This window comes from Enterococcus sp. AZ101 (genome assembly GCF_050499005.1).
Lineage (GTDB): Bacteria > Bacillota > Bacilli > Lactobacillales > Enterococcaceae > Enterococcus_L > Enterococcus_L ureilyticus.
In genome coordinates this window covers 159,633-185,911 of the sequence record NZ_JBMHEZ010000001.1, presented here as the reverse complement: position 1 = coordinate 185,911, position 26,279 = coordinate 159,633, and the positions used below count along the sequence as shown (strand labels likewise).

Annotated in this window: 27 protein-coding genes and 1 pseudogene; 7 read left to right on the top strand and 21 right to left on the bottom strand. The window is 37.5% G+C overall.

Features of this window, described 5'->3' with window-relative positions; genetic code table 11:
• Nucleotides 1–35: 35 nt before the first annotated feature.
• The 3 genes from IGJ50_RS00915 to IGJ50_RS00905 all read right to left on the bottom strand — a co-directional run bounded on the left by IGJ50_RS00915 (nucleotide 36) and on the right by IGJ50_RS00905 (nucleotide 2,312).
• Complete coding sequence (locus IGJ50_RS00915) at nucleotides 36–593, bottom strand: DNA-3-methyladenine glycosylase I (protein WP_069640318.1); 558 nt, start codon at nucleotides 591–593, stop codon at nucleotides 36–38.
• Nucleotides 594–695: 102 nt separating this feature from the next.
• A complete protein-coding gene (locus IGJ50_RS00910; RefSeq protein WP_429948404.1) occupies nucleotides 696–1,394 on the bottom strand; it encodes a glucosamine-6-phosphate deaminase in 699 nt (232 codons plus the stop codon).
• Nucleotides 1,395–1,547: 153 nt separating this feature from the next.
• Nucleotides 1,548–2,312, bottom strand: coding sequence for a C39 family peptidase (locus tag IGJ50_RS00905; protein ID WP_069640320.1), 765 nt, complete (start codon nucleotides 2,310–2,312; stop codon nucleotides 1,548–1,550).
• Between the two features lie 241 nt (nucleotides 2,313–2,553).
• On the opposite strand from IGJ50_RS00905, the gene IGJ50_RS00900 reads away from it, so the two are divergent.
• From IGJ50_RS00900 to IGJ50_RS00875, 6 genes are all read left to right on the top strand, one after another.
• The gene (locus tag IGJ50_RS00900; protein ID WP_069640321.1) at nucleotides 2,554–2,919 is read left to right on the top strand and encodes a hypothetical protein; all 366 of its coding nucleotides are present in this window, start codon (nucleotides 2,554–2,556) and stop codon (nucleotides 2,917–2,919) included.
• Between the two features lie 173 nt (nucleotides 2,920–3,092).
• Nucleotides 3,093–3,569 (top strand): GNAT family N-acetyltransferase, encoded by a 477-nt coding sequence (locus tag IGJ50_RS00895; protein WP_429948402.1) that lies wholly within the window; start codon nucleotides 3,093–3,095, stop codon nucleotides 3,567–3,569.
• Between the two features lie 102 nt (nucleotides 3,570–3,671).
• The gene (locus tag IGJ50_RS00890; protein WP_069640323.1) at nucleotides 3,672–4,139 is read left to right on the top strand and encodes a GNAT family N-acetyltransferase; all 468 of its coding nucleotides are present in this window, start codon (nucleotides 3,672–3,674) and stop codon (nucleotides 4,137–4,139) included.
• Nucleotides 4,140–4,156: 17 nt separating this feature from the next.
• The gene (locus IGJ50_RS00885) at nucleotides 4,157–4,540 is read left to right on the top strand and encodes an ACT domain-containing protein (RefSeq protein WP_429948400.1); all 384 of its coding nucleotides are present in this window, start codon (nucleotides 4,157–4,159) and stop codon (nucleotides 4,538–4,540) included.
• A 138-nt stretch (nucleotides 4,541–4,678) separates the two neighbouring features.
• Nucleotides 4,679–5,377, top strand: a complete 699-nt coding sequence (locus IGJ50_RS00880; RefSeq protein WP_429948398.1) for a class I SAM-dependent methyltransferase — start codon at nucleotides 4,679–4,681, stop codon at nucleotides 5,375–5,377.
• Nucleotides 5,378–5,396: 19 nt separating this feature from the next.
• Entirely contained in the window at nucleotides 5,397–5,801 is a 405-nt protein-coding gene (locus IGJ50_RS00875) for a DUF1622 domain-containing protein (protein ID WP_069640326.1), read from the top strand.
• An 84-nt stretch (nucleotides 5,802–5,885) separates the two neighbouring features.
• Here IGJ50_RS00875 and IGJ50_RS00870 read toward each other — a convergent pair whose 3' ends face one another.
• The gene (locus IGJ50_RS00870; protein ID WP_207121267.1) at nucleotides 5,886–6,668 is read right to left on the bottom strand and encodes a hypothetical protein; all 783 of its coding nucleotides are present in this window, start codon (nucleotides 6,666–6,668) and stop codon (nucleotides 5,886–5,888) included.
• Nucleotides 6,669–6,937: 269 nt separating this feature from the next.
• On the opposite strand from IGJ50_RS00870, the gene IGJ50_RS00865 reads away from it, so the two are divergent.
• Nucleotides 6,938–7,675, top strand: coding sequence for a class A sortase (locus tag IGJ50_RS00865; protein ID WP_069640328.1), 738 nt, complete (start codon nucleotides 6,938–6,940; stop codon nucleotides 7,673–7,675).
• A gap of 60 nt (nucleotides 7,676–7,735) precedes the next feature.
• Here IGJ50_RS00865 and IGJ50_RS00860 read toward each other — a convergent pair whose 3' ends face one another.
• The 17 genes and pseudogenes from IGJ50_RS00860 to ruvA all read right to left on the bottom strand — a co-directional run bounded on the left by IGJ50_RS00860 (nucleotide 7,736) and on the right by ruvA (nucleotide 26,134).
• Complete coding sequence (locus tag IGJ50_RS00860; protein WP_069640329.1) at nucleotides 7,736–7,957, bottom strand: hypothetical protein; 222 nt, start codon at nucleotides 7,955–7,957, stop codon at nucleotides 7,736–7,738.
• 284 nt (nucleotides 7,958–8,241) lie between these two features.
• Entirely contained in the window at nucleotides 8,242–9,936 is a 1,695-nt protein-coding gene (locus IGJ50_RS00855; RefSeq protein WP_069640330.1) for an oleate hydratase, read from the bottom strand.
• Nucleotides 9,937–10,044: 108 nt separating this feature from the next.
• On the bottom strand, nucleotides 10,045–10,620 hold the full coding sequence (locus IGJ50_RS00850; protein WP_069640331.1) for a TetR/AcrR family transcriptional regulator: 576 nt from the start codon (nucleotides 10,618–10,620) through the stop codon (nucleotides 10,045–10,047).
• Between the two features lie 443 nt (nucleotides 10,621–11,063).
• Nucleotides 11,064–11,714: a signal peptidase I gene (lepB, locus tag IGJ50_RS00845; protein ID WP_069640332.1), complete on the bottom strand. Its 651-nt coding sequence runs from the start codon at nucleotides 11,712–11,714 to the stop codon at nucleotides 11,064–11,066.
• A gap of 15 nt (nucleotides 11,715–11,729) precedes the next feature.
• Complete coding sequence (locus IGJ50_RS00840; protein WP_069640333.1) at nucleotides 11,730–12,398, bottom strand: hypothetical protein; 669 nt, start codon at nucleotides 12,396–12,398, stop codon at nucleotides 11,730–11,732.
• Nucleotides 12,399–12,420: 22 nt separating this feature from the next.
• The gene (locus IGJ50_RS00835; protein ID WP_069640334.1) at nucleotides 12,421–13,569 is read right to left on the bottom strand and encodes a DUF916 and DUF3324 domain-containing protein; all 1,149 of its coding nucleotides are present in this window, start codon (nucleotides 13,567–13,569) and stop codon (nucleotides 12,421–12,423) included.
• Nucleotides 13,570–13,657: 88 nt separating this feature from the next.
• Nucleotides 13,658–14,479 carry a WxL domain-containing protein gene (locus tag IGJ50_RS00830; protein ID WP_429948394.1) on the bottom strand — a complete coding sequence of 274 codons (822 nt, stop codon included), beginning with the start codon at nucleotides 14,477–14,479 and terminating at the stop codon, nucleotides 13,658–13,660.
• A 32-nt stretch (nucleotides 14,480–14,511) separates the two neighbouring features.
• Nucleotides 14,512–15,321 carry a WxL domain-containing protein gene (locus IGJ50_RS00825; RefSeq protein ID WP_069640336.1) on the bottom strand — a complete coding sequence of 270 codons (810 nt, stop codon included), beginning with the start codon at nucleotides 15,319–15,321 and terminating at the stop codon, nucleotides 14,512–14,514.
• Nucleotides 15,318–15,641 carry an LPXTG cell wall anchor domain-containing protein gene (locus IGJ50_RS00820; RefSeq protein ID WP_069654930.1) on the bottom strand — a complete coding sequence of 108 codons (324 nt, stop codon included), beginning with the start codon at nucleotides 15,639–15,641 and terminating at the stop codon, nucleotides 15,318–15,320. Before IGJ50_RS00820 ends, IGJ50_RS00825 begins: the two co-directional genes overlap by 4 nt.
• Before the next feature lie 14 nt (nucleotides 15,642–15,655).
• Nucleotides 15,656–19,324, bottom strand: a complete 3,669-nt coding sequence (locus IGJ50_RS00815) for a pectate lyase-like adhesive domain-containing protein (protein WP_429948392.1) — start codon at nucleotides 19,322–19,324, stop codon at nucleotides 15,656–15,658.
• Nucleotides 19,325–19,463: 139 nt separating this feature from the next.
• Nucleotides 19,464–20,135 (bottom strand): winged helix-turn-helix domain-containing protein, encoded by a 672-nt coding sequence (locus IGJ50_RS00810; protein WP_069640339.1) that lies wholly within the window; start codon nucleotides 20,133–20,135, stop codon nucleotides 19,464–19,466.
• 351 nt (nucleotides 20,136–20,486) lie between these two features.
• Entirely contained in the window at nucleotides 20,487–21,596 is a 1,110-nt protein-coding gene (locus IGJ50_RS00805) for a tyrosine-type recombinase/integrase (RefSeq protein WP_429948390.1), read from the bottom strand.
• Nucleotides 21,597–21,961: 365 nt separating this feature from the next.
• Nucleotides 21,962–22,219: pseudogene (locus tag IGJ50_RS00800) on the bottom strand (IS5/IS1182 family transposase); the annotation flags it as partial.
• Between the two features lie 185 nt (nucleotides 22,220–22,404).
• Nucleotides 22,405–23,463, bottom strand: coding sequence for a hypothetical protein (locus IGJ50_RS00795; protein ID WP_429948388.1), 1,059 nt, complete (start codon nucleotides 23,461–23,463; stop codon nucleotides 22,405–22,407).
• 202 nt (nucleotides 23,464–23,665) lie between these two features.
• The gene (locus IGJ50_RS00790; protein WP_429948387.1) at nucleotides 23,666–24,343 is read right to left on the bottom strand and encodes a CPBP family intramembrane glutamic endopeptidase; all 678 of its coding nucleotides are present in this window, start codon (nucleotides 24,341–24,343) and stop codon (nucleotides 23,666–23,668) included.
• A gap of 156 nt (nucleotides 24,344–24,499) precedes the next feature.
• Nucleotides 24,500–25,510 (bottom strand): Holliday junction branch migration DNA helicase RuvB, encoded by a 1,011-nt coding sequence (gene ruvB, locus IGJ50_RS00785; RefSeq protein WP_069640343.1) that lies wholly within the window; start codon nucleotides 25,508–25,510, stop codon nucleotides 24,500–24,502.
• 12 nt (nucleotides 25,511–25,522) lie between these two features.
• Nucleotides 25,523–26,134, bottom strand: coding sequence for a Holliday junction branch migration protein RuvA (ruvA, locus tag IGJ50_RS00780; RefSeq protein WP_429948384.1), 612 nt, complete (start codon nucleotides 26,132–26,134; stop codon nucleotides 25,523–25,525).
• Nucleotides 26,135–26,279 lie beyond the last annotated feature (145 nt).

Genomic DNA, 26,279 nt, shown 5'->3' with positions numbered 1-26,279 from the left:
GCACATCATTATGTCCCAGACTCTATTTTTTATCATTACTGGCATTTAAAACAATGAAGTAAATGATCATCTACCATGCCTGTTGCTTGCATAAACGCATAAACGGTCGTTGTCCCCAAGAATTTAAAGCCCTTTTTCTTCAGATCTTTACTGATTCTATCAGACAATTCTGTAGAAGCTGGGACTTCTTTGATATCTTGCCATCGATTTTTGATAGGCTTTCCATCTACGTAAGCCCAGATAAATCGATCAAAGCGACCATATTCCTCTCGAATTGCCATAAAGGCCTGTGCATTATTGATCGTGGCCTTGATTTTTAGTTTATTTCTAATAATGCCTGGATCTTCTAATAACAAATCGACTTTCTCTTGGTCATACTTTGCAATTTTTAAATAATCAAACTGATCATAGGCACTAGTCAAGGTCGCTCTTTTTTTCAGAATCGTTGACCAGCTCAAACCAGCTTGCATACTTTCTAAAATCAACATTTCAAAGAGTTTTTGATCATCGTGTTGCGCAGTGCCCCACTCTTCATCATGATACTTCTCTTCTAGTTCATTGCCATTTGCCCAATCACACCGAATTTTTTCCATATCCTACTCCATTCTTTTTTACTAAGCATAACACGAGAACATACGTTTGTAAAATGTGTAAAAAAATTAAGACATTTTATCGCCTTAATTTTTTTCATTCTTTTATTTGTCAAGCTCACTGGCTGCAGCTTCGTCTAAAATAACTGTAAGATTTGGATGTAACTGTAAGACGGATGCTGGAAGCTCTTCTGTTACTGGACCCTGCAGTACCTTTTTGACCATCTCAGCTTTTTTCTCACCATTTACGATCAAAATCAAATGCTTCACACGCATCACACTGACAGGACCCATCGTCACGAATTCTAGTCCTGCTTCCATCATGTCTGGTACAAACCAAGGCTCATCTCCAGTGACTTTGATTTTATAAGTCAAATTTTCAAAACTTGTCGTTGTCGGCATATTCCCACAGAAATGGCCATCTCCGCCTAATCCAATCAGCATTGCATCCAAACCGCCAGCCATCGCTAATCGTTTATCTTGTTCTGCATAGTTTTCTACTGTTAGAGGATGGATGTTTGCTTCATTGATATTTGCAGGTGTTAAATATAATTTACGTAAATCAGTAATCGTGATGCCTTCTGCTTGATCTGCTACAGGAATTTCATCGAAATTATAATAATGAACATTCGCATAATCTGGGGAGTCTTTGACAATGTCTACCATTCTTTTATAGACTCCAACAGGTGTATTGCCAGCTGTTATAGATAAATTAACGCGTTTATCTTGACTCATATGACCTAATAAAATATTTTTAGTTGTTTCACTCATCGCTTCAAAATCTTTTTCGATAATAATTTTCATTCCGTTCACTCCATTTCCTTCTTATACTCCAATTGTATAATGTGGGAACCATCCCATGTCAATGGCTTAATCAAAATAAATAGAACGTTTTCTTTTTTGATTGAAGGTGAACCCGCCCTCCTCACACAAAGGTTGGTCTGGTTCACCTTTTTTTTATTTATAGATCGCCCAAAAATTCAAAGCTTCATTCATTAATTCATCTGCTGTAAATTCCTTTTTCGAATGTCCTTTAATTTCAGAATCATTTGGGTCATTCAGCCAGAATTTCCCATTATTTGTCCCAGTAAGTACCATGATATGGCCAGTTTCTGTAAATAAACCTGGTTTCACGGAAATAATGACTGGATGATTTTGTTTTAGCTGTTCTTCAACAGCAGTAATATCTGTTTCAAGATCTTCAAATTGATAGCCCTTAGCCATTGCAAAATCAGAGAAAGCTGACCACGCTGTTCCTTCCCCTTCTAAATAGTAATCATTTTTGGACCAATTTAGAATATCTTGTGGTGTATATTGTTTGTTATCTAAAAAAGAAGAGACCATCGCTAATGAAAGAATCGCACAGCCATTGATTTCTAGAGTATTTCCATCAGGATTCCCCATACCATAAGGTGTGGCCTTCCATTTATCATCAGTTTGTAACAATAACTCGATCGGCATTCGATTGACAAATTTTCCTTGTCTTAAATCTTCATTGACTTGTTCTGTATAGGTGAGTTTTTTGACCTTCTCTGGTTCTTTTGAACTCTCACTTGTCTCCGTTACTTTTGGTTCATCTGCTTTTCCATCAGCAAATAATGCTGAAAAACCATGCCCTTCTTCCATCGGTGCTACTTTGGCTAAAATAGCCCCTGCAAATGCTGCTACTACTAGTAATGCAATAATAGGTAATGTTGATTTTTTTTCTATTTTTTGCTTCATTGATATCTCCCTCTTTTAAGTTGAAAGTTCCAGCTATTTCTCTCACTTTCAAACAAATTACTTAAACGTAATCAGTACTTCTAATATTACTGAATCTGCTGAAAAAAGCAAGTAAGAATAATCATTTATAAAGTCATTGCGAACATATTTTCTTGAATTATTTCTCTTTATTAGGTAGAATAGTAGTACCTGATTATTCAGAGTCTGATAGTAGCAGTAAATTCGCGAAGGAGGTAGAAGAATGGACAACAACCATAAATCAACAATGAAAAGCATTTCAAAATTGATCAGCCAATCTTCCCAAAGTTTCTTTTCGGCATTTTTAGACGACTCTAAAGATAAGCAGAGTAAAAATAAAGAGCGTGAAGAAATTCTTAAGAAATTACAAGTTGCTTCTGCGCAAAAAAGTTTAGTTGTTTTACAATTAAAAGAAGTGCCGACTTCTCAAAAATTCGAAACAGTTTCTGGATGGATCGTCTCCAAGAATATAAGTGATTCGATCATGTTACGCTTACAAGAAGATAGCCAACAAATCCGGATGATCACTGTTGACCATATAAAAAAAGTTAGTACCTTGTCTAAAAATGACAAACGTCTGATTAAATAAAAAACAGTTGGAGAGGAGCATAAGCGCTTTTCTCTAATTTTTTTATTTAAAGATCAATTCTCTCTACCATTTCGCTCATCCATTGGCTAGGAGAACAGGCATTTTCTCCAATCATGTGATTTGAATCGATCTTTTTGTGATAAAATGAACAAAAAGAAGCATTGGAGGATACTATGAACAACAGAATCAAACCGCTCTTATCCACAAATGGAGCTCAGCTTAAAGAAGCACTCACACTTGTTCACTCAGTTTTCCAAGAATTTGAAGCACCTGATTACGCTAATGAAGGGATCGAACGTTTCAAACAATTTATCACTTTTGATGAAATCACTCAACAACTAGTTGCCAAAGAATTGATGATTTGGTCCCATTTCTCCGATGAATCAAAAATGACAGGAATGATTGCATTGCGTCTACCAAACCATATCTCCTTGCTTTTTGTAGACAAAGCCTATCACAAACAAGGGATTGCACGCCGACTTGTGGAAACCGTTGCGACATACTGCCAAACATTTCACAATATTTCAGAACTGACACTCAACTCTTCCCCTTACGCAATTAAAGCTTACAAACATCTAAGCTTTAGCCCTACAGACATTCAGCAGGAAATTGATGGAATTATTTTTACCCCAATGAAAAAAATACTATAAATCAACTGCACAAGTGCCGTCAAAAAAGTTATACTAGCTATAGAGGAATCGTTATTTTCCTATCGGCTAAAAGAAACATTACGTAAGGCAGGAGGAACGATCATGTATCTAACCATGTATGAAGATACCCACGAAACACTTATTCATAATTATTGCTTATCAGAAAAAAAAATGCGCTACGTTCGTGAACCTAAAATAGCTACAGCTTTAATAAAAAAAGATCCACTGCGGCACGCTATTCTTGCTTTTGAAGGCGACTATTTAGTAGCTTTTTTAACCCTTTATGAAGCCAACGGTGGCAGCTTTTACTCTACAAATAAAAACTGTTTATTAGTACAAGATCTCTCAACTGATTATCGTCATTTAAGGAATGGCTATGTCCAACAAGCGGTTCAATTATTACCAGCCTTCGTCCGACAACAGTTTCCGACTATTGATGAACTGATGATCATCGTCAATGAAGATCAGGCTTTCACCAAGGTATTATGCAAAGAAGCTGGGTTTCAAAATATTTATAGTGAGTTGCCTGATATTTATGGTTCTCAAGTTTTTCTACAGATTCTACTTTAAATAAATGGAGGTATCCTATGCAACTCAAGCTATTAGATTCTATCGATTATACAATTTTAAAATTACCTGCTCATGCTGAAATCCCCACTTTCTTTTATAAAATAGACACGTTCAAAAGTATTACCTACACCAAAGAAGAGTGTTCTCTTGTTGTACCGACAGCAACCATCGAAACAAAAGAGGCTTTATCTATTGATAGTAACTGGTTCATTATCCAGGTCGTCGGCGAGTTGGATTTTTCTCTCGTTGGTATTTTGACTCAGTTAGCCAATCCATTAGCTGAAAATCTAATTTCAATTTTTGCTTTATCTACTTATAATACTGATTACCTTCTGATTAAAAATAGGGATAAAGAAAAAGCTATCCATGTACTTAGCCAGTGCGGTCATACCTTTCAATAATATTTCATTGAATTCTCTTTTATGGGTATTATTTGAACAATCTGCTACAATAAAAGGGATAACATGAACGCTGGTTTAAAGGAGACATAATATGAAAAATGAATACGATAACCCTCATTTTTTGATGCTTACAGTCAAATGACTCGTTCAAAAAAAGGGCTTGAAGGTGCTGGAGAATGGCATGAGTTAAAAAAACTATTGCCTGACTTCACTGGAAAAAAAGTCCTTGATCTTGGCTGTGGCTATGGTTGGCATTGTCGTTATGCAGTGGAACAGGGTGCGGAAAAAGTCATTGGCATTGATTTATCTGAGCGAATGATTGAAAGAGCCCAAGCCATGACTGATTCTTCAAAAATCAGCTACCTTTTAATGAGTATGGAAGAAATTGATACTTTAAATGAAACGTTTGATATCGTGATTAGTTCCTTAGCACTTCATTATGTTTCTTCTTTTGATACAATTGCAAAAAAAGTCAATGACTGTTTAAAACCTAACGGCGATTTTATTTTTTCCTCAGAGCATCCGATTTTCTCAGCACAAGGAACGCAAGAATGGATTTATGATCAAAACGGTCAGCCACTTTACTGGCCAGTTGATCGCTACTTCGACGAAAGCATTCGTGAAACCAGTTTCTTAGGCGAGCAGGTCTTGAAATACCATAAAACATTGACTACTTACATAAACGGACTGTTAATCAATGGTTTTCAACTCACTCATTTGATTGAACCGATGCCAGCTCCTGAAATGTTAGCGGCCAATACTGAGATGCGTGATGAGTTGCGTAGACCAATGATGCTGATCGTTTCTGCAAAAAAAACAACGAACCAAACTAATTAGCCCAAAGGAGGTTTCTTCTATGCACGACCTAGCTCAAAACATTATGGACAACTTGATTCCTTTCTTTGACTTATTTATTTTAGCGTTGAATATTTTTTCGATTGTCGTCTTGATTTGGGGTGTTATTATGGCGGGTATCGATTTCCTGAAAAGTGAACGTACCGATCGAAACCGTGTTGTAATGGCTCGACAAAACAACTTTATTAAAAGTTTTCTAGGTAGTTATATCTTACTTAGTTTAGAAATTTTAATTGCCGCAGATATTATTGAGTCGATCATCAAACCGACTTTTCAAGATATTTTAAAACTAGCGATTTTAGTTGTGATCAGAACGGTTATTTCCTATTTCTTGCATAAAGAAATTGAAGATGCATTGAAAGATAAAGAAAGTAAAGATGACCAAAAAAAACGAGTTGATCTGTGATGACACGGCCTAGAAGGATAAATTCAATAAAAGAGGCTCTTTGCCAACTAATGTTGGTAAAGAGCCTCTTCTTTGTTATTTTAGTTAAGCCTGTCTCGGTAATTCGATAAAGCCAAATTCATCTTCTTGCATTAAACGCCAAGTCCGTTTAGCTGTATTATAAATCAATATAGCAATTACGGGTTCCTTTCGGTAAGCGAAATTCTTGGTTTTCCATAAAGAATCTTCTACCACATGAATTGGAATATGGTATTCTTTGCCTTTGATATCCATCTGATCAAAACAAAAAACAACGCCTTCTTGCAAAATCGGTTTCATTTCCTTCAATAATTCGCCATCGAGCTTCTCAACTGGAATCCCACGTTTGAAAAATGTCTTGCGATCATTGACCTTCTCTAAGATCACCCGAGTGATTTTATCAGCTAAAATACGATAAAATTCGTCAATATAGCGATAGTAAACTCTAGTCATATGGTCCACAAATTCAAAAAAAACGAAATCATTTTGTAATTTATAAAAAAAAGGCGAATGTAAGCTTGTTTTCATATGACCAAAGTAAAGCAACTCTGAAATTTCCATTGGCGTTAATTCCTTGAGCATTGTCACATCTGAAAAATCGATCCATTTGATTTCTTCGTTTATCTTGCGACGATCAGCAATAGAGAAATACTGTTCGACATTCTCTTGCCCACGAATGATCTTCAAGCCACTATGCATATCATACTCGCCTTCTTCAGCAGAAGGGTTCAGTAAAAGCAGGTTCTTAGGGTGATGAACAATAGAGCGCGTAAAATCTGTATGTGTGATTCCTTTTGATAATACTGCATTACTTGTCATATCAATATGTACATAAATCAATTCCAACATTTGTTCTATCACCCCTATCAATTGTCTTCTCTTTCATTTTACAATATTTTAGCAAAAAAAGCTTGTGTCTTTTATTTTAAGATTCAGTTACAAACAGTTAAAAAGGAGCAACAATCTATAGTAGATAGCGGATAAACGTCTAAAAATAGCATTCGCGTACCCTATTTTTAAGGATCCTTTTAAATAATAATATTTAGAAAAAAATAAAGATTTTAAACTAGGGTTTCAATTTGATTTATGATACACTTAAAAGAAAAAGGAGGAAGCATATGGCCTCAAGAAAAGAACGCCCTAAAAAGAAAAAATCTAAAAAGAGAAATTGGCTAATCAATATCTTTTTATTTTTATTATTGGTTGTTGGTTTAGCTTTAGTTTTTAATACACAAATCAGAAATTGGTTGATTCAACAAAACGGCAAAGAGTACGCAGTGGAGAAGTTAACACCTGAGATCGTTGCAAAAAATAATCAAACAGATACTTCTTTTGATTTTGAAGCAGTTGAATCGCTTAGTACCGAAGCTGTTCTTAAAGCGCAGCTAGCCAATAAAAATCTACCTGTTGTTGGTGCAGTTGCATTGCCTGATGTAAAAATCAACTTACCGATTTTTCGTGGTTTAGACAATGTTGTTTTACTAACTGGTGCAGGAACGATGAAACCTGATCAAGAAATGGGCAAAGGAAACTACGCTCTTGCCAGTCATCGGGTACAGGATATGATTTCATTATTTTCACCCCTAGAATACTCAAAACCTGGTGAATTGATTTATACAACTGACTTAAATAATGTTTATACATATAAGATTACTTATGTTGAAAAAATCGATCCTTCTAGAGTTGAGTTGATCGATGATGTTCCAGGCAAAAAAATGATCACCTTGATTACATGTGGCGATATGTACGCTACGACTCGAATCGCTGTACAAGGTGAATTAGAAACTGTTACACCGATGAAAGAAGCAACACAGGCGATGACAGATGCGTTTAACATGGAACAGTTGACGTTATAATATTTCAAAATAAGCTAGGACGGAAGTGTTAACTTCTCTCCTAGCTTATTTTAATTCTATCTATAAGCGACTTGTCCTTCTCATTCGACCATAACTATAACGAATTGCAGATAATACAAGTACAATGGGGTACATGAACAGCGTTACTGCAAACCATTCTACGTTGAAAACAGATATAAAAGCTACATGATAGGTAACGGCGTAAATCAAAGGCAAAACAAGTGCCATCAACCCATAATACAAACTCATCTCAAATACAACTGTTTTAAATAAACGCTTCATGATTCATTTCCCCAATCTTTTTTAACTTTATCTCGTATTTTTCTCTTGGTTCGTTCTCTACTATTTTATTGTACTTGTTTCTCTTGAGAGATACATCCATCTAAAGACTGAGATTTTTCTAGTCCAATGACCCTATATAGTTTTGACTCTACTTTTCACGAAAAAAAAGGACGAGACAAAAGCTTATTTCCGAAGGATCTGCTTTTTTCTCGCCGTTTACTCGAATTAAGAGCGCGAAACAAAACTGAGTTTTCGTTTTGTCCCACGCTCTTAAGCAATTTAGTTTATCTAAGCATCGTTTGTGCAGCTTTTGCCAGCACTTTTGGATCACGATTATACGGTGTAACAGGAATGATTTCCTTATCAATATCAAACAGTGTATAAACCGCAATTCTTGCAGCTCGAACAGAGTACTCTTCTGTAAAGACCATATCTTTTGGAATTTCCACAAATTGACTGACCATTGCAAAGTTTGTGCTATTTTCAGGAACAACTTGCGGACGATCTGTCATTTTACGTGGTTGGAACTGTGCATCAATATATGGCATGTAGGCAGGAATCACATTCACCACATCTTTAATGATTTCATCCCAATCTGCTTGCCAGCCCATTTGACAGATCCATTCATATAAAATTTCTTCCCCAGTACAATCACGCATTGGTTTTTTCACATAATCACCAACTTTATCTGTGTAAATACCGTAGCCCCAGAAAATAGTCGTGTCAGGATCTTGATTTTTAAAATGAGGTTGAGCCGCAACAACGGTACTCATCAACCAACTAGAATCTTTCAACGTCATCAAAGCACCTGATCCAGGAATATTGCCGGAAAACTCTTCGATTCGTTTTAATAACTTATCCCCTCGACAAGTAACAGTAAAACTTTCCCAGTTCGTTTCAGCTTCATTACCAAAGAATGGTTCAGGATTACCTAATCCTGCTTTTTTCTTGGCAATATTGCGCCATAGACGTGCAGAACGTGATTCTTCCGTCACTTTTGGTGCTGGTGTGCTCCAATCACCTTCTGTTGAGCTATCTGTCATCGTTCCGTTGGTCATGATCACAACATCTTCTTCATTTAGTTCGATGGTTTCACCATTTCCCAGTTTTAATGCAGTTACAGTGATTTCAGAACCTGGTTTAAATTCTAAATCTACCACGTCTTCATTTAAGGTAAAGTCTACCCCATGTTTTTCTAAAAATGCTTTTAATGGTAAAATCACGCTATCATATTGATTTAAAGGTGTACGAGTAACTCCTTCTAAGGTATCAATTCGAGAAAATTCTAAAATCATCCGATTCATATAACGGCGTAATTCAAAGGCACTGCTCCATTTTTGGAAAGCAAAAGTTGTTTGCCACATGTACCAGAAGTTGGTTTCAAAGAAATGAGGACCAAACCACTCTTCAATCGTTACACCATCTAAACTTTCTTCAGAAGCTGCTAATAATTTTGTCATCGCTAAACGATCTTCATTGTCAAAGCCCATTGTGTGAGCGTCAAGGATTTCTTGGTCTTTTGTCACTAAACGTGCTTGTGCGTGAGTAGGATGTAAATGATCAAAATTCAAAATTTCTTCTGTTACACTATGGTTTGGCCATTCAAGGGAAGGAATGCTAGCAAATAGTTCCCAGAAATTTTCATAAGTTTCTTCATTCAACATACGACCACCACGTGCGACAAACCCTTTTTCGTTTGTCCCTATTCCATCATTACTACCACCAAGTATTTTCATGCCTTCGATCACATGGATATTTTTTCCATTAAAGTTTGCATCACGAATCAAGTAAGCTGCTGCTGCCATTGTCGCAATCCCGCCGCCAATTAGATAAACTTGTTTGTCTCCATAATAACGGCTGTTGATCTCTTCTTCCACTTCTGCAACTTTTTCGTCTTTCTTTTCAGCGGCTACTTTTTTAGCAAGATAAGCCGCGCCTAATGCACCAGCTGCTGCTAATCCAATATGTCTTTTTTTCATGAAAATCCCTCCGATTCAATTTATGAATCTAGCGTACAATGATTTCATGTAAATGTCTTGTGATAGCCTTTCCATTTCGTCTTCTTTTTAGACACTATGGACAATTTGTCACAATAGTTCGTTTTCTTGGGCGTATAAACGATACGAGAAAAACTCTGTGTCTTTAGCTAGTCGGAATAATTGTGTAGCGATTTCTAGCGGTGACTCTTTATAACTACCTAATATCCAATCGATTAAGACACCACTGCATCCGTATGAAAAAAAACGAGCATAGAAGATTTTATCTTCTGGAAGCAATTGATTTTCTTTATCCATTTGATCGAATAAATTGATAAATAGTCTATTCGTGATCGCTGAAAAACACTTTCTTAAAATATCTGAATCAGAACTAACTGTATTATAGTAGAAATCACTTTTAGCTTGGATTGCTTTTAACATTTTTAAGGCTTGCTCTTCCCAATTGTCGATACTGATATCTGGTGAATCCAGATAAATCAATGCATCGTGAGTATATATCCAGCGCAAGAGATCCTGTTTGTCAGTAAAATGGTAATAAAAAGTTTGGCGATTCAAACCGACTTCTTTCGTGATATCTTGAACGCTGATTTTACTAAACAACTTTTTATCGCATAGTTCGATCAGTGCCGATGAGATAGCTTTTTTGGTTATTTGTGATTCACTCATAGTTTTTTCCTCACTTTTTTTAGATAGGTTTATCATACCAAAAAAGCGAAAGAAAATATAAGGTTTTGAGGGATTTTTAGGGATTGTTAATGGTTGGTCCTCTTGGAAAGGGGCTTTTAATAAATCATCTCTCGTTTTTTCTAAGACTGCTGTTCAAAACTGATAACATAAATCTTGTTTACTTCCTTCCATTATACTTACCAAAATACGCTATCTATTCATTGATGAATGCTTAATATTTCATGAGGTAGTAGAGACAACCGTTACTATTTATTATCTAAACAAGATTTCATAAATACTTTAAAATTAAACTTTCTTTTAGTTATTTCAACAGCCTAAAGGATAATTCTCTCATTAATTCAAAAATAGCAGGTTGAAAATTGAGAAAAATTTTCAACTTGCTATTTTTATTAATGGAGCCTATATTCTGACCTCACTATAGTTTAAAATGCTTTGATTTCATTGAACGGAAACAACTGTGTGGTCACTTTACCAAGGAAACGCTTTTCCGCAACCAATCCGTAATGCCGGCTATCCGTCGCATAGGGTCGATTATCCCCTAGTACAAAATAATACCCCTCTGGAATCACAATCGGTTGTTGCTCAAAATCTTCTGTATAATCACGCCCATTTTTTTGACTTTCATTGATTTCGTCTACCAAAAATTTTTCATCCACTGGTTGCTCATTCACAAACAACGTATCCTGAGTATATCGGATTGTCTCTCCTGGTAATCCGATGATTCGTCGAATCTGCGGTTCTCCGTCTCCGACAGTGTATGCGACTATGTCAAATCGGCGAAACGTTGTTTTTTTTTGAATTAATACCTTGTCTCCTTCACGCAATGTCGGAACCATACTATAACCGCGAACTGTTAGGATGCTGATGAAGAAGACACTTACTCCAATAGCTACTATACTAACTAAAGTCACGGCTAGAAAGAATTCTTTTATCTGCCACCTGCGCCTGCGCCACTTTTGCTTAGAGACTCGCTTGTCTCTTGAAGGACTGCGTCTTTTCCCACTAGATGGTATACGGGTGTTACGACTAACTTTAGTCGTGTTCTTTTTTTTAGGTATCGGACGTTGTTTCATCGTTTCTCACTCCATTTATTTCTCTTGTGAGAAGGCAGACTCATCCACATTATAATAAGCGAATGCTGCTTTTTCATACGTCTGTACCTTTTTGATGTCTTCTAAAAAATCGTCCACAACAGCGTCATTACCATAAAAATTTTTGGTTTGAGTACTGGCATTCATCCCTAATTGTTTGACGGCATTATAATAGCGATTCAATGTCAACTGCCCTTCTTGCGAATTAGACGTACTTGCCGTTTTCGATCCGTAACTTGCCATTGCGGTAGCAAGATACCGAATATTTTTTTGCATTTTTTCTTCGTCATCGCCCTTTTCTTTAGCAATCGTGATCTGTTGTTCAAAATCACGCAATAGATAATACCCTTTAACCACAGAATCCGAATCATCTGTTGTCAAATTCATTGATTGATAGTAGGAAAGATAGCCAGATGCTCCACCAAATAGAACCGTCACTACCAATAGAATAAGGCAATATCTAAGGCTTCGTTTCCTCTTATTTATCAACTTTTGACGTTTGCGCGCTATAAAACGTCGTTTTTTCTTATTTTTTATTCGTCTGACTGGTAGCCGGCGAATCTGCTGCGATGTTCGTAAGATCTGTACCAAAAAATAGGCGGATCCTAGGAGTGCAACGATCGTTAGTGCGATACCTGTAACGAAAATCCAATCTACGATAGACACTCTCTTCAGCTCCTATACTCCATTAATTCTTTGGCTTCTTTCGTTTGTTGCTTGTCAGTTCAGTTACTTGTTTTTTCTTTTTTTTACGTGCTCTTTTGGCTATGTCCTCTTTGGTTTGTTTCTTTTTTCGAAGAAAACGTAGAAGAATAAAGAGCAGAATGATCAATATTAGAAAGGCTGCAACGATTAGTAGAATCAATTTCCAGTCTAATCCTTTTTCTTGAACCAGACCTACATCGCGTTCATTAAATTTGTTGGCATCCTCATCTGTAATCTTAAACTCCTTTTTCCATGTCCATTTTTTTTTCCCTGAAGTAACTAGGATATCCGCTTCATAATCGCCTGGAACCATTCGCTCTCCATTCATACTGACTGGAAAATCAATAAATGAGTTTGGTGCCATCCGCATCGCTGTTTGTTTGCGTTCGTATAATACCGTTTCCTTTCCTTTTTCTGTAATTTGTACTTCAACAGTCATATTATTTAAATACGCAGCCATCACATTAGAAAAATTGACGAAAATTGCATTACGATAATTGCTTTGCCCAGCTTTGACGTTGTTTAGAGTCAAATCAGGATCTATCTTGGTCTCAGTTTCTTGTAAAACCATCCCAATAACATAGGCATATTGATTGATGATTTTCGATCCTCCACCGTCTGTTGCGGCATTTGTTTGGCCAGCACGCATCAATTGAACACCCCCAGCTATAACGCCATCATAGCTGGTTTCCGGCATATCAATTGTCAACTCTAAGTTTTTGGTTTCTCCTGGCGCTAGATCGACAGATTCTGGTGCTTTTACCAACTCTGTAAAGTCAAATTTTAGAGACGGATCGTTTTTGATTGTAGACTCCCCATATTCAATGACCCCATTTTGATTGGTTTTTGCTCCATTGACTTTCACATCAATGGTCACTTTTTCATCACTGGGATTGCTTAAGGCAATTGCTAATTTTTGATGCTGGCCTGGTGTCATTTTTAATTGATAATAGCCTAATTCTTTATCTACTTGATTGTCGGGAAAAGTGATACTGTAGGTAAAACCTGTAGCACCTGCTGGATTCTCAGCAGCGGAATAACTAGGAACTGCTTGTAAAAAAAAGAGACCAATAACCATGACACTCAAGAAAATACTCACCCAATGTTTTGTAGATACTGTATGTGATTTCATAACTAACCTCGTCTATTCTAAAGTATATTTTCTATGTACACAGAGGAACAAGTTAAACTTGTTCCTCTGCAAAAATCGAAGATCATGCTTATCCTTCTGGCGTTACTTCTGGTGTTTCTTCTGCAGCTGGTGCAGCAGTAATTTTCCATGTGACTGTTGCAGTATAATTTGTTGCTGCCATGTTTGAAGCTGTAGCGGCTGGAACAGTTAATTTCACTGAATTCGCATCAGTACCTGCGACACCCACAGTTGAATCTTTACTTTGACCAAATTCCATTGCATAACGACCTTTACCTTCTTTTTTATCTTTGCTTGCCGTTACGATTGTTTTGGCATCATTCGCTGCTTCCGTTAGTTGAAAAGCAGTTTGTGCACTTGATGGTACTGTATTTGTATTGTCGCCTTGTGCAGCAATTATTCCATTACTGAAATCAATTGTTGACCCTGTCAATACGTTTGTTCCTGTACTATCTTTGAATTGGCTTGATAATTGAGCGGTCACTGTATAACCGTATGTTCCTCCCGCACGAACATCTGCCCATTGTACGTATGCGCCACGCGTTTTCGCACCACTTTCAAAACTCATTGGTTTCGCAAAACTTGTTACAGTATTCGCTGATGTTTTAATTGTTCCAAAGTCTAAATTTGTTGTTTTTTCAATCACTAGGGAACCAGTATCTGGGTTTGTATTTTCTCCTGGAGAGTCTGGATCTGGTGTTGGTAATGTTTGGTCAGGATTTTCTGGATCGACCGTTCCTTGGTCACCACCACCGGCTGTTCCTTCTTCTACAGTTACATTTCCTGTTGAACTTAATTCTGTTGGTGCCGCCAAAGCAGGGGATGCTGTTCCTACCACCGCTACTCCTAAGATTGCTGCTAATGTTGTTGTACAAAGACTTCTTGCTTTCATATTGTTTTTCCTCCTAAAATGTGTGTAATCTATTAAGGCAACTTGGCTAATATCCAAGTTAACTCCGTTTGATATTCGACCGGATAAATAACCGTCGACTCTGGTACAGTTAAAGTGATTGCTGAATTATGATAGACCGGTTTGTTGTAGGTGCGGTCTATTACTGGTTTGCCTGAAGCATCCACTACAGGGCTCAAGGTATGTGGTTGATTATTCGTATTGGTATCTGACGCTCCAAATGCGATGGTCCAAACCCCTTTTCCGCTGCCAGCTCGTGCTGTCGCTACTTCATAGGCTGAACCGATAGAATTCAACGCAATCGTTTCACGCGTCACCGTTGGTGCTTCGCTCGTGCCGCTAGAATTCGCCCATCCTTTATCTAAGGAAAGAACGGCTCCTTTGAGTTCTTGTTCCTTTTTATTTTGAATAATCTGATTGGTAAACTGTGTTTCTTGTTTAACTTGTAGTGTCCAACCAGAGGAATCCGCTTGTTGATCCGTAATTTGGATATAGCTACCTCTAGGTCCAGTTTCTCCAAAAAACTGTTGTGCTAATGCATTGTACTTACGCGTACCTTTACTGATTTTGCTTTCGCCAAAATCCAGAGATGATGCATAGTCGATACGTAGTGGTCCTTCTGTGGACGGACCTGGTCCTGGATCAATAGGTACTCCTGGATTTTCAGGGTCGATTGGATTCGTCACTACGCTCCCTTCAACTGAAACAGTTCCAGATTGATTTAACGATGCAGGTGTTGCGTTAGCAGTCAAATTGAAAGTACTGCTGAAAAGCACGATAATTAGTACCATACTGAGTAAAAAAGTTTGTTTTGTTACGCTCATTCCCGCTCCTCCTTCCTACGCTTCCGTAAAAAGAGTAAGAGAAGGAATAAAAGGATCATACCGCCTAAAATCAAACTGTACGTTCGAATTTGTTCCCCAGTACTAGGAAAGTTCCCAATGGGTTTAGTCGGCTTCGCTGTGCTTGATTCCACTGGAGCAGAGCTGCTGGGTTCAGTCACTTCTTCATAAAAAGAAATCTTACCTGTCGTACTGACTTGACCGCCAGTCCCCTCTTTAGCTTGGACAATGGGTCCAGAAACTATTGTACCCACCCATAGAAGCAGAGAACAGCCGAACAAGATAATGCGTGAATAGTTCATTTCCCTCTCTCCTTTTATGGTTGTCCTGCCATCACTTTCCATGTAATGACGCCGACATAATCTCCCGTATATACCGTATCAGAGGAATTGATTTGGAGTTTTATCCCGTCTGTATCAGATGTTTTACCCCAACCATCGCTGATGGCATAACTACCAGCTGTACCTTTAGTATTAGTGTAAATCACCTGTGCATCCTGAGATAATATTGTTTCTTTGCCTTGATTCATATAGCGCAAGGCATTAACCAATTCTTGTCCTTCACTGTTGCGCATTGGTGTAGATAAAGATGCGGTCATACGCCAACCATTTTTAGCATCTGCTCGTGTATCCGTTACGACTAATTGCTCGTCGAAAGATGGATCTTCCACGCGTTTAGTCATTGCATCGTATGTCAAGGTTCCAAAATCAAGGGCATTGGGCACGGATGTCAGACTTAAGACTCCTTGCAGCTTGTACTGTACAGTAACTGCCGTATTATCGATTGTGATTGCGTTCTCGTTAGCTGGACGTTCCGCGATGTCATACCCTGCAGCGGTGACATTTTCTACTTGGGTTTGAACGGCATCATTTGTCGTTAAGTCTACGGTATTGCCTACTATTGTATTGATAGTTACTGTGTAACCTGAAAGCACTTGATTCGCTTCATTCACAAATTCAACACGTAATACAGCATCCATGTCAACAACCGTCACATTGATTGTTATTGAGATATCTGTTGCTAATCCTGAATCTGCTGCTTTTATCGTCAATGTTACTGGATATGCTTTAGGCCGAAGATTTTCAGTCTCATTCAATCCGCCAAAATCAGTTACTTTTATCAAAGAACTGATATCCGTTTTCTGCCCATCAACAATTTTATACGCCGTTGATTGACTCTGCTCAAGGATATAGCTTTTTAATTGATCATCGGATAAGTCACGAATGTCCTTATACGGTGCATTAAAATCAGAACCGTCTATCACTTTATTCACTGTAAGTTTTGATACGATGGTCGTCCTATTGCCTGCTTCATCGAATAAATCCACTTTCACTGTATGTTCGCCAATTTGACTCATAAAGCCCTCGACCGTTGATTGTGGCGTTTCAGCATTAAATGCATACGTGAAGTTTTGTGGCGTTGGATTGGAATCAGTCGGATTTTTTACGAATTTATCTGCAGTTGGTGTTGGGCCGTTCAACGCAACCTGATAGTTGACAGATTCTCCTTCGGGCGGTGTTTTATCTGCGACCGTTTGAAGTGCATAACTGTCTTTACCATCTAACCAAGCGTATGCTTTGATTTTTTGGCCTGCTTTTAACGTTACACTACTTGGTAAATCAAATGTAAATTTCCCATTATTATCGGCGATCGTATTAAATTTACGTGTATCTCCTTCTATAGGAGAGGTAACAGTAGGTGCTGTCAATAGGACATCTGTACTTGGATCACTTTCATCCGTTACAAGATAAAAGAGCATCAATGCATTATTATTGACCGTTCCCGTTAGTTTTTGTCCACTTTCCAGTGTCTTATTGTCGCTTGGTTGGTCAAATCCTACAAGAACGTCCGGAATATAGTCGTATACAATTCTAGAAAAATTCTCTGTCCGATAATTATCTACAAAGCTTTTCTGAATAGCGTTAGTAATACTATTTCCTACTACACTTGTTGTAGTAGTACCATTGTACTTGATTGACATACCATACATTGGTGTCCAATGGAAAGTTGGCGTTGCTTGGCTAGCATCTGCTTTACTCCAAGCAGAAACCTCTTGGATATCCGCAGTAAACGTACCTGGATTCGTCATATTAATCAGATTTACGTTAGTATTGCCACGTGAGTCCAAATCGATTTTTTGTGCATTTGAAAACTGGAATGTCGTGTTACTACCAAAATCCAACATATTCCTTACGCCTGTACCCTCTTTTATCACAGACTCAAATGTTCCTTTATCACCAATGATAAAGGATGACCCACTTCCACCATAAATCATTGAACTAGTAGAGGCCCCTTCATTAGTAGAAGTGAATTTCGTCACACCTTGGTCTTTTACTTGGAATTTCGATCCCGTTGAAAGATCCAAAAGACGACCAGTTCCTCCGTTTTTGTTCAAGACGAGACTTCCTTTTTGGGCGACATCAAATTTGGCATTTTGTCCCATCGAAATAACTGGTGCTCCAGTGGTCATTTGATTGGCATTGATGACCATCTCTGCATTATCTCCCACATTGATTGCTGAATTTTGTTGAAGCATGAATCCCGCACGAGAATTGGTGTTACTGATTGGTCCATTGATCGTTACATTGAAATTACTACTGTCTTCAAGATTGATACTCGTTGTCCATTGCGATGTTGCTGCCTGATAACCCAAACGAACTGGTACACGTGTCGTACCATCAGCCGTTTCAACATTTAGATTAGCATTTTTCCCAACGTCGATTTTTCCATTTCTTTGTACACTGATGACGGACGGAATACTTCCTCCATTTGTTTGCCAAGAGTTGGTTTCCCCTGTATTGCCTAATGTACGAATCGTGGCGGTGGCATTCTCTTCAAGTGTTAATGACGGTTGAATAGTAGCGACCGTATCCCAGTCAGAATACCAGCTACCTAAGATCACACCGTCTCCGTTTTCTGCTTCAATAGTCGTATCTGTATTGGATGCAAATACTAGTGTGTGTGACTCCAAACCAGATTGGTTTGTATCAGCCATATTTCGGACTGTCCCATTATAGGATGTATACTGAGTAGCTTTCGATTTAATCACATTTTTCCCTTCAAAGCGCAGAACAGCTTGGAAAGAAGCGGTCAATTGTGATCCAGTATAATTTACATTGCGGTACGTAATACTTGAACCATAGGCATTTCGATCCCACATTGTCACAGGTCCATAGTAGTGTCCGCCATATAGGTCAACGTTATCGACTACTGCTTTGTGCACGATGGATGTATTCGTGCCCCATCTATAGGAATAGCCTATGAAATCGAGCGAATAGCCATTCCCTAGTAATACATAATTGGGCCGATTGTCTGAAAGATTACGGTCTGCTCTACCAGTCGCCGTATTTGTCATAGAACTTTGTACATCAACGATTGTTACCGTATTGCTCATTAGAGCAGCATCTAATTGACTCCAATTACTTACCTTTGCGACATTTCCAATGTATACGATGACGTCACTACTCAACGCACTACCTGTTCCTGACTGAGTCGCCGGTACTGTTAGCGTTAAATGAAATTCTTGCAAATTATTCGATGAAACGGTCTCTAGTCCCTTTAAGTCAGATACTTGGATACTGTCTGTGACATCCACTACAGATCCCCCGGATAACCCATATGCTTTGGCACCTGTCTCTTTGAGAATCATTTGTTTGATTGCGGCAATATCGCCATTGTAACCTTGGATATCTGTCATCGTTTTTGCTATATTTTTAGCAACAATTCCCGTACCATTCGCAGTAAGTTCATAGGCTTCAATATTTTCCATTCTTGGTTGAATTGGTTCTTTCATACTCTGTTCGGAATCTATCGTTGTACCGTTTTCCTTAGACATACTCGTTTCAGATGATTTTATAGCTGCAGCCATTTCTGTAGTTGACTGAGTCATTTCATCTGCTTTAATCAGTGGCGCACCTAAATATAGATACACACATAATGATGCAATCAAACCCACTAGAAAAAAAATAGTTTTTTTTCTTTTCATTTTATTCCTCCTCTCTTATGTACGACATGGTTTCTTCTAAAAAATAGTATCACCCCCCTTACATAAAAAAACATGTCTCCTGAAATACTCTCTTTTTAATCAAATTCCCGGAACACATAGACGTTCAATATCTGTTTTATCAAGAGTTATTCAGGCGAAACATATACCCTTTTGATCGGATTGTCGCAATAGAACAGGTATCGTTCTTTCCTATTTTATTCCGTATATGGCATACAATATTGGCTATACGTGAAATGTTAAATTCCTTTCCCGGCCACAACGATTTTGCTAGGGTGCTGTATAATACAGTAGTATTTGGTTTTTCATAGAGTAATGACAATACCTTGTACTCGTTTCGAGTCAACTCTTTCTCTACTTCATTTACAACTACAGACTGATTTAGTTCATTCAGTTGAATTACTCGTGATGTCTCTTTCTCTTTTTTTGACTTCTCCTTATATTTATTTCCTAATCGAACGAACGTATTCTCTATACTCATTGATAGATACGTAAAGGTTTCTGGCATAGCTATCACATTTGTCGCACCTATACTCATCATAATTTTTTTCTCTGTTTCAAGTGGTACTTCGGAGAACACCCAAATGAAAACCGCTGGATTGATTCGACAAGCAATTATCCAGTCAATAACTTGACTTAATTGCTCTGTCGTTCCCATTGGAATCACTACGCCATCTAAGTAAGCGAGCTGTTCTTTGTCTTTCACTTCAATAAGATCATAGAGGTTATTCTTACACTCATGTGTCCATTTATCAGTTAAATTTGTTTGGCCTACAATGCCTAAATGAAGCATGTCTTCCTCTTCCTTTCTATATGTCATCTTTTTAATTATTTGTTGGTAAACAAACAAGTCCTTTTAATTCCAATTTCAACTAAATTATAGTTATATAGAAGAGACGTTTGAAAAAGATTTCCTCGTTTTTTTTATACTACGTAAATAACCATTAAGCCCTCCAGATATACTACTTTGTGCCTACTTGTGACGATGATTGACGGCGTATAAATAAAAGTGACGACAACTAACTAGACTCTATTCGAGTAGAGTCTAGTATCTTTCATTATCTATTTAAAAATTTTGCGTTTAAAGAGAACGTTTACATTTATTTGTTTTACTTATTTACAAATGATTAGTATTTTTTACTTTTTATTGCAATGCTTTACTCATATTTGTGATAACTTTTATTCGACTTTCGACCATAGAATCGGCGTAAATATCCAATGTCGTTTTTGTAGACGTATGACCCAATAAACGACTCAGCGACACAATATCTGAGTTTGTTTCTATACAACGGGTCGCAAACGTATGTCTTAACTGATGAAAATGAAGATGCTCAAATCCGCATTGTTTTCGTATTTTATGGAAATAGTAGGTCAGTAAGCGAGGTTCACTCGGCAGTTCACTATTGGAGCATACATAACTCCCTGGCGCCTTCTTTTTCCACTTTTTTAGGTATTTATATAACGTTGTGCTAATAGGGATCACTCGATTAGAACTTTCTGTTTTTGAACTATCCATGAGCAGTTGCGTTTTTTTTATTCCACCTTCTAACGATACGCGTTGAAAGGTTTGAGTTATATGAATCATTCGCTGCTTCAAATCTATATCAGTCCAACGTAATGCTGCAATTTCCCCTATTCTTAGTCCTGTATTCAGAGCCAATAAAACAGATAATCCTCTGTATAAGGGAAGCCCCTTCGCACAACTTTCTAGCACATGTTGTTCCTTTTTAGTCATAGCACGTACGCGTACTTGTCTTTTTTTTGGTAATCGAATTCTTGTACAGGGCGTTTGCTTTAAATAGCTTTGTTCTGTCGCATCTTTTAATGTTTTTTTTACTAGTTGGTACAAAACATGGATGGTTGAAGCTTTGAGACCGTACTGAAGCCAACTATTCACAAGATTTTGAACAGTTTCGTGCGTTAATTGATTCAATGGACAGTTTCCGATTGACGGGAGTATGTATTTCTTTAACTTATAGAGATAGGTTGTATAGGTAGATACTTTGACGGTAGATTGTTGTTGGGAAAGCCAGATAATAGTCCATTCTTCATAAGAAAAGCCACTTTCTCCTTGTTGCTGAATGAGCGCATGATAATGCAATTTGTAGGTATAGAGACGGTATTTAACATCTGCGTACGTTTGTCCATAAATATAGCCATACTTCAATTGACCATTCTTTTTTCGTCCTTTTTTATAACGCCCTTCCCAGCGTCCATCTTTTCGCTTATAAATATTTTCACCTTTACGTGCCATAAGATTCATCCTTTCTAAATTGACGGCTTATTTGACGTTCAATAAAAAGTGTAATTATCTAGTTAAAAACTCTTCTTTTTTGAAAAAAGTAAGAAGAAAATTAAAAAAAGGGTTGTTTTTAATCATTTAACAGATATAATAATAATAGAAAATAAATAGTTTCCTCTTACAAAAAGCATCCATTATCCTTTTTTTTTGATTTAAAACAAATAAAAACTCTTTTGTGGATTCCAATGCCTAGTATTTACACTTGTTTACGTAGTATAAAAAAAACGAGGAAAACTATTAATTGTACATAAACAACAAAAAAGAAATTGATTATCAGACTGGCTTCTCAGACTGTAGACAAAGTGGTCTTCCGTAAAAATACAATTTTCGAAAGAATAGCCTGAAAACCAACCACAAGTACTATTTGTGCTAACTTCTTTAATTGTCTGTTTCATAGAACGAATAACAAACAATTGTTTATTGGTTAATCAAGATTACTGGCTCAATACTGGGACAACTAGAGGTCTAATACATAGGTTCTACAATGGGGGAAATGAAATCAAACTGAGCTGAATTGCAGTGTCAATCTTTCGAACTAAGTGATTTTTTTGTAGAAGATCATTGATCGCTACCATAGCAAATTAATTGCTACCTTCAATAGATTGTTTTTTTTATCATTGGAATCAATCCTAAAATAGTTTATATAATTAGTATAAAACAAAAAAACTGTAAACAACTCTCCAAATTTAGGAGTTTGTTTACAGTCTGAAGGTATAGCGATGCTATGCCTTTTTTTACAGAGTACTGTTGTCGAATACTTTTATAATTTACTTTCAGTCACTGGGTCTTTCACTAAATTAGAACCCCATAAACCTGCTAGAGAAGTGATGATCATACCAAGAATCATCGCTACAAAGCCCCAGATCGATGCTTTAGATACTGTGTTTGAAGCATCCTCTGCTGTTTGTCTCGCTTCTTTGATATTTTTATCCAACTCTTCTTTGCCATCTTCAAGACTTGTTTTAGCATTTTCAATTTGTGTTTGTGTTTCTTTCGATGCTTTTTGTAATTCATTGTAAATATTATCAGTTGCTTGCTCTGCTTCTTCTTGTGATAAATCTGTATTTTTAGCTACTGCATTTGCAATTGCCGGACGATCGATTGAATCACCGATTTTTTTCGCTTTGGCTTCTAAAGAATCTGCAGTATCTTTAAAGATTTTATCAGAGTTATCGGGATTTTTGACAATTTCTTTCCCAGCATCTGTGATTTCGTCAGTTGCTTCTTTCATTTTATCTTGTAAGTAATCAGGTTGTAATTCTTTTACATCCGTATCAGACAAGACTTTTTTCACTTGACCTTGAAGGTCTGTCGTATCCACTGATTGAACGCTGTCTGTGACTTTATCAAAGCCTTTACTGATTGCATCGGATGTACCCGAAGCGACAGTTTCCACCGTGCTGCCTGTTGCTGAAGCGATATTCCCAAATAGAGAACCGATTGCTGAAAATGCGCCGATTGCGGTATAAGAAAGAATCGCAATCAATACTAAAACACTCGTTGCCCATGTTAAAAAACCATGAACTAAACCGACTCTACGTGCTGCTACACCAGCTATAAATCCACTACAAAATAATGAAAGGACAAATGTCACCACTGTCCAAATAATAAGTCCCATACCCACACCATCTAAAGGATTATCTGATGTTGGTTTAACGATCCCAAAACCAATTGCTGAACCAATCAAACTTAAGGTAAAGAAAATCGCAAAGAAGGAAACTAATCCCGCTATAATTGCCCCCCAAGAGATATTTACCCCTGCTTCATCTTGCGTTGTCAAGTACGACACAAAACCTTTTTTTCTCGTGTTCTTTTCCATAATTCCCATCCTTTCGCTTATTTTTTTCTAATTGGTACACTATTAACTATAAGAGCATAAAATATTTTGTGCAAATGATACGATTATTTTTCTAATCAAACACTCACTTCTTCTATGATGAGATATATTATTTGCATGTAATCCAAAAAAATGTTATGGCTATACCACCTATTGGTATAGCCATAACAATTGTAAAAGAATATTAATGTGCTAAGGTCCCCAACATGAATCCTATAAAAATCAGCCAGTCAAAAGCGATATGAATGATCGTGCCCGCCCAGATTGAATTCGTTTTTAATGTCGCCCATGTAAATGGAATTCGGGTCAAACCAATCACAACTAAACACTGGAACCAATTCCAATCATAAGTCGATAAATGTAGTGATCCGAACATAAGGCTTGTTAAAATAACAGAACCAATGATAGCGGTCTTTCGTTCAACTTTATAACGTAATGCTACATGGACCAATAAAATCAGCGGAATCGTTGTAATGATTTCCTCTCCTGCAAGCATGAATAACGTTTTCCCTAAGAGTGTAAGCGCGGGGCCTATTCCATGACTAAATTCATCTACGATTGGATTGGCAGCAGTTGGTTGTCCGATTGCCCCAGCTAAAACTTTTGCTAAGAGAGCAGTTATCCAACTTAGCACATAGGCGATCAATATAATTTTAACCGAACCTTTTCTTAGTGGAGAATATAATTGTTTAATGCCTTCCACACCATACATCAAATACATTCCTATTAATCCTGCAATGAGAATAATACAAAAATTCAAAATAAATGCCGTATTCAATAATGAGTAAAATGCACCTCCTAATAATACTAACGAAACAATTGCTGGAACTAGTTTTACTTTTCGATCAAATAATTCTTGCATTTTCTCCACGCCCTTGCGTTTATTTTCTTTTAGTATAGTTTCTATCTTTGTAGCAAACAACTAATTCGTCTTAATGAACAGTTATTTTTTATTGCCAATAAAAAACACTCAATTTGTTTATTCATGTTTGAATAAACAAATTGAGTGTTGAATAGATTATTCTTGATAATAAGACTCATACCCAAAATGTTCGTAGGCAAGTGCCGTTGCAATTCGTCCTCTTGGTGTCCGCTTGATAAATCCTTTTTGAATCAGATAAGGCTCGTACATATCTTCAACGGTCTCAGTCTCTTCACTGATATTCACAGCTAAGGTACTCAATCCAACAGGTCCGCCACCATATAATTCGATCATTGTTTTCAATAATTTTTGATCGACATAATCTAATCCTTGATGGTCAACTTGCAGCAAGGTCAATGCTTGATCCGCAATACTGCGGTCGATCGTACCATCTGACTGAACTTGAGCAAAATCACGAACACGTTTTAATAAACGATTGGCAATCCGCGGTGTCCCACGTGACCGGCGGGCAATTTCAAAGGCACCTTCTTCAACGATTTCTGTTTGAAAAATATCAGCAGAACGTAACACGATTTCTTTTAGGTCCTGAGTTTCATAGTACTCCATATGAGAAATGATACCAAAGCGATCTCGAAGTGGTGCAGACAGCATACCTGCACGGGTTGTTGCTCCAATCAAGGTAAACGGCGGCAATGGGAAATGGACTGGATGAGCCGTTGTTCCTTGCCCCACCATGATATCTACATAAAAATCCTCCATCGCTGAATAGAGCATCTCTTCAACGATTCGTGGCAAACGGTGGATTTCATCGATAAATAAAACATCCCCTGGCTCTAGTTCATTTAAAATAGCAACTAAATCACCGGCACGCTCAATCGCAGGTCCACTCGTTGTACGGATATTGACATGCATTTCATTGGCAATCACCATGGCCATCGTAGTTTTACCAAGTCCTGGTGGTCCATACAAAAGAGTATGATCGAGCGCTTCTTCACGATTACGGGCCGCTTCAATATAAATCGTAAGCTCTTGTTTTACTTTGTCTTGACCGATATATTGCTCGAGAAACTGCGGGCGTAGCGACTTTTCAAGAGACTCCTCCCCTTCGCTGGTTTCAGCGGAAAGTAGTCTTTCATCTTCTGTCATAGCCATTCCTCCTTAGCGTTTCATCATAAATTTCAGTGCATTGCGTAAGTATTCATCTGTTGGCTGTTTGCCTAGTTCTTCTAGTTTTGGTGTAATTCGCTTGATTTCTTTTTCACTATAGCCTAATGCGCTCAATGCCTCTAAGGCTTCAGTCAATGATTGATTAGCTGATTGTGTATCTGGTCTTTTGGTCATGGCTTCCACAGCTGCATCTGATGTTTCTAGTTCCCCAAGTTTTCCTTTTAGGTCTAAAATCATTTGCTGTGCCGTTTTCTTACCTACACCCGGGAATCTAGTTAGATACGCAGCATCTTCACTTTCGATCGCATTGATCAAGCCGCCATGATCATCTGAAGCCATGATTGCTAGACCGCTTTTAGGTCCGATCCCTGACACACTGATCAGCTTTAAGAAGAGTTGTTTTTCATCTAGGTCACCAAAGCCATACAATAGATGGGCATCTTCACGAATAACTTGATGAACGTAGATTTTAATTTTCTCGTTCGTCTTGCCAGAATAACGATAGGGGTTTCCTACAGAAATCTGATAGCCGATTCCATTTGTTTCGATTACAATATAATAAGGACTGATAAAGGTCACTTTACCAATGATATACTCGTACATAATTCACCTTTCTCGATGTGGTTAAAGCAAAAACTGTTGTTGTTCACCACATCTTGCGTTTTACACGCACATACGTTTCTATTTTACCACAAATCAGAGGAAATCAGTAGCTTGAAAAATGTGTAGTTATTAAGATAAAAAAAGG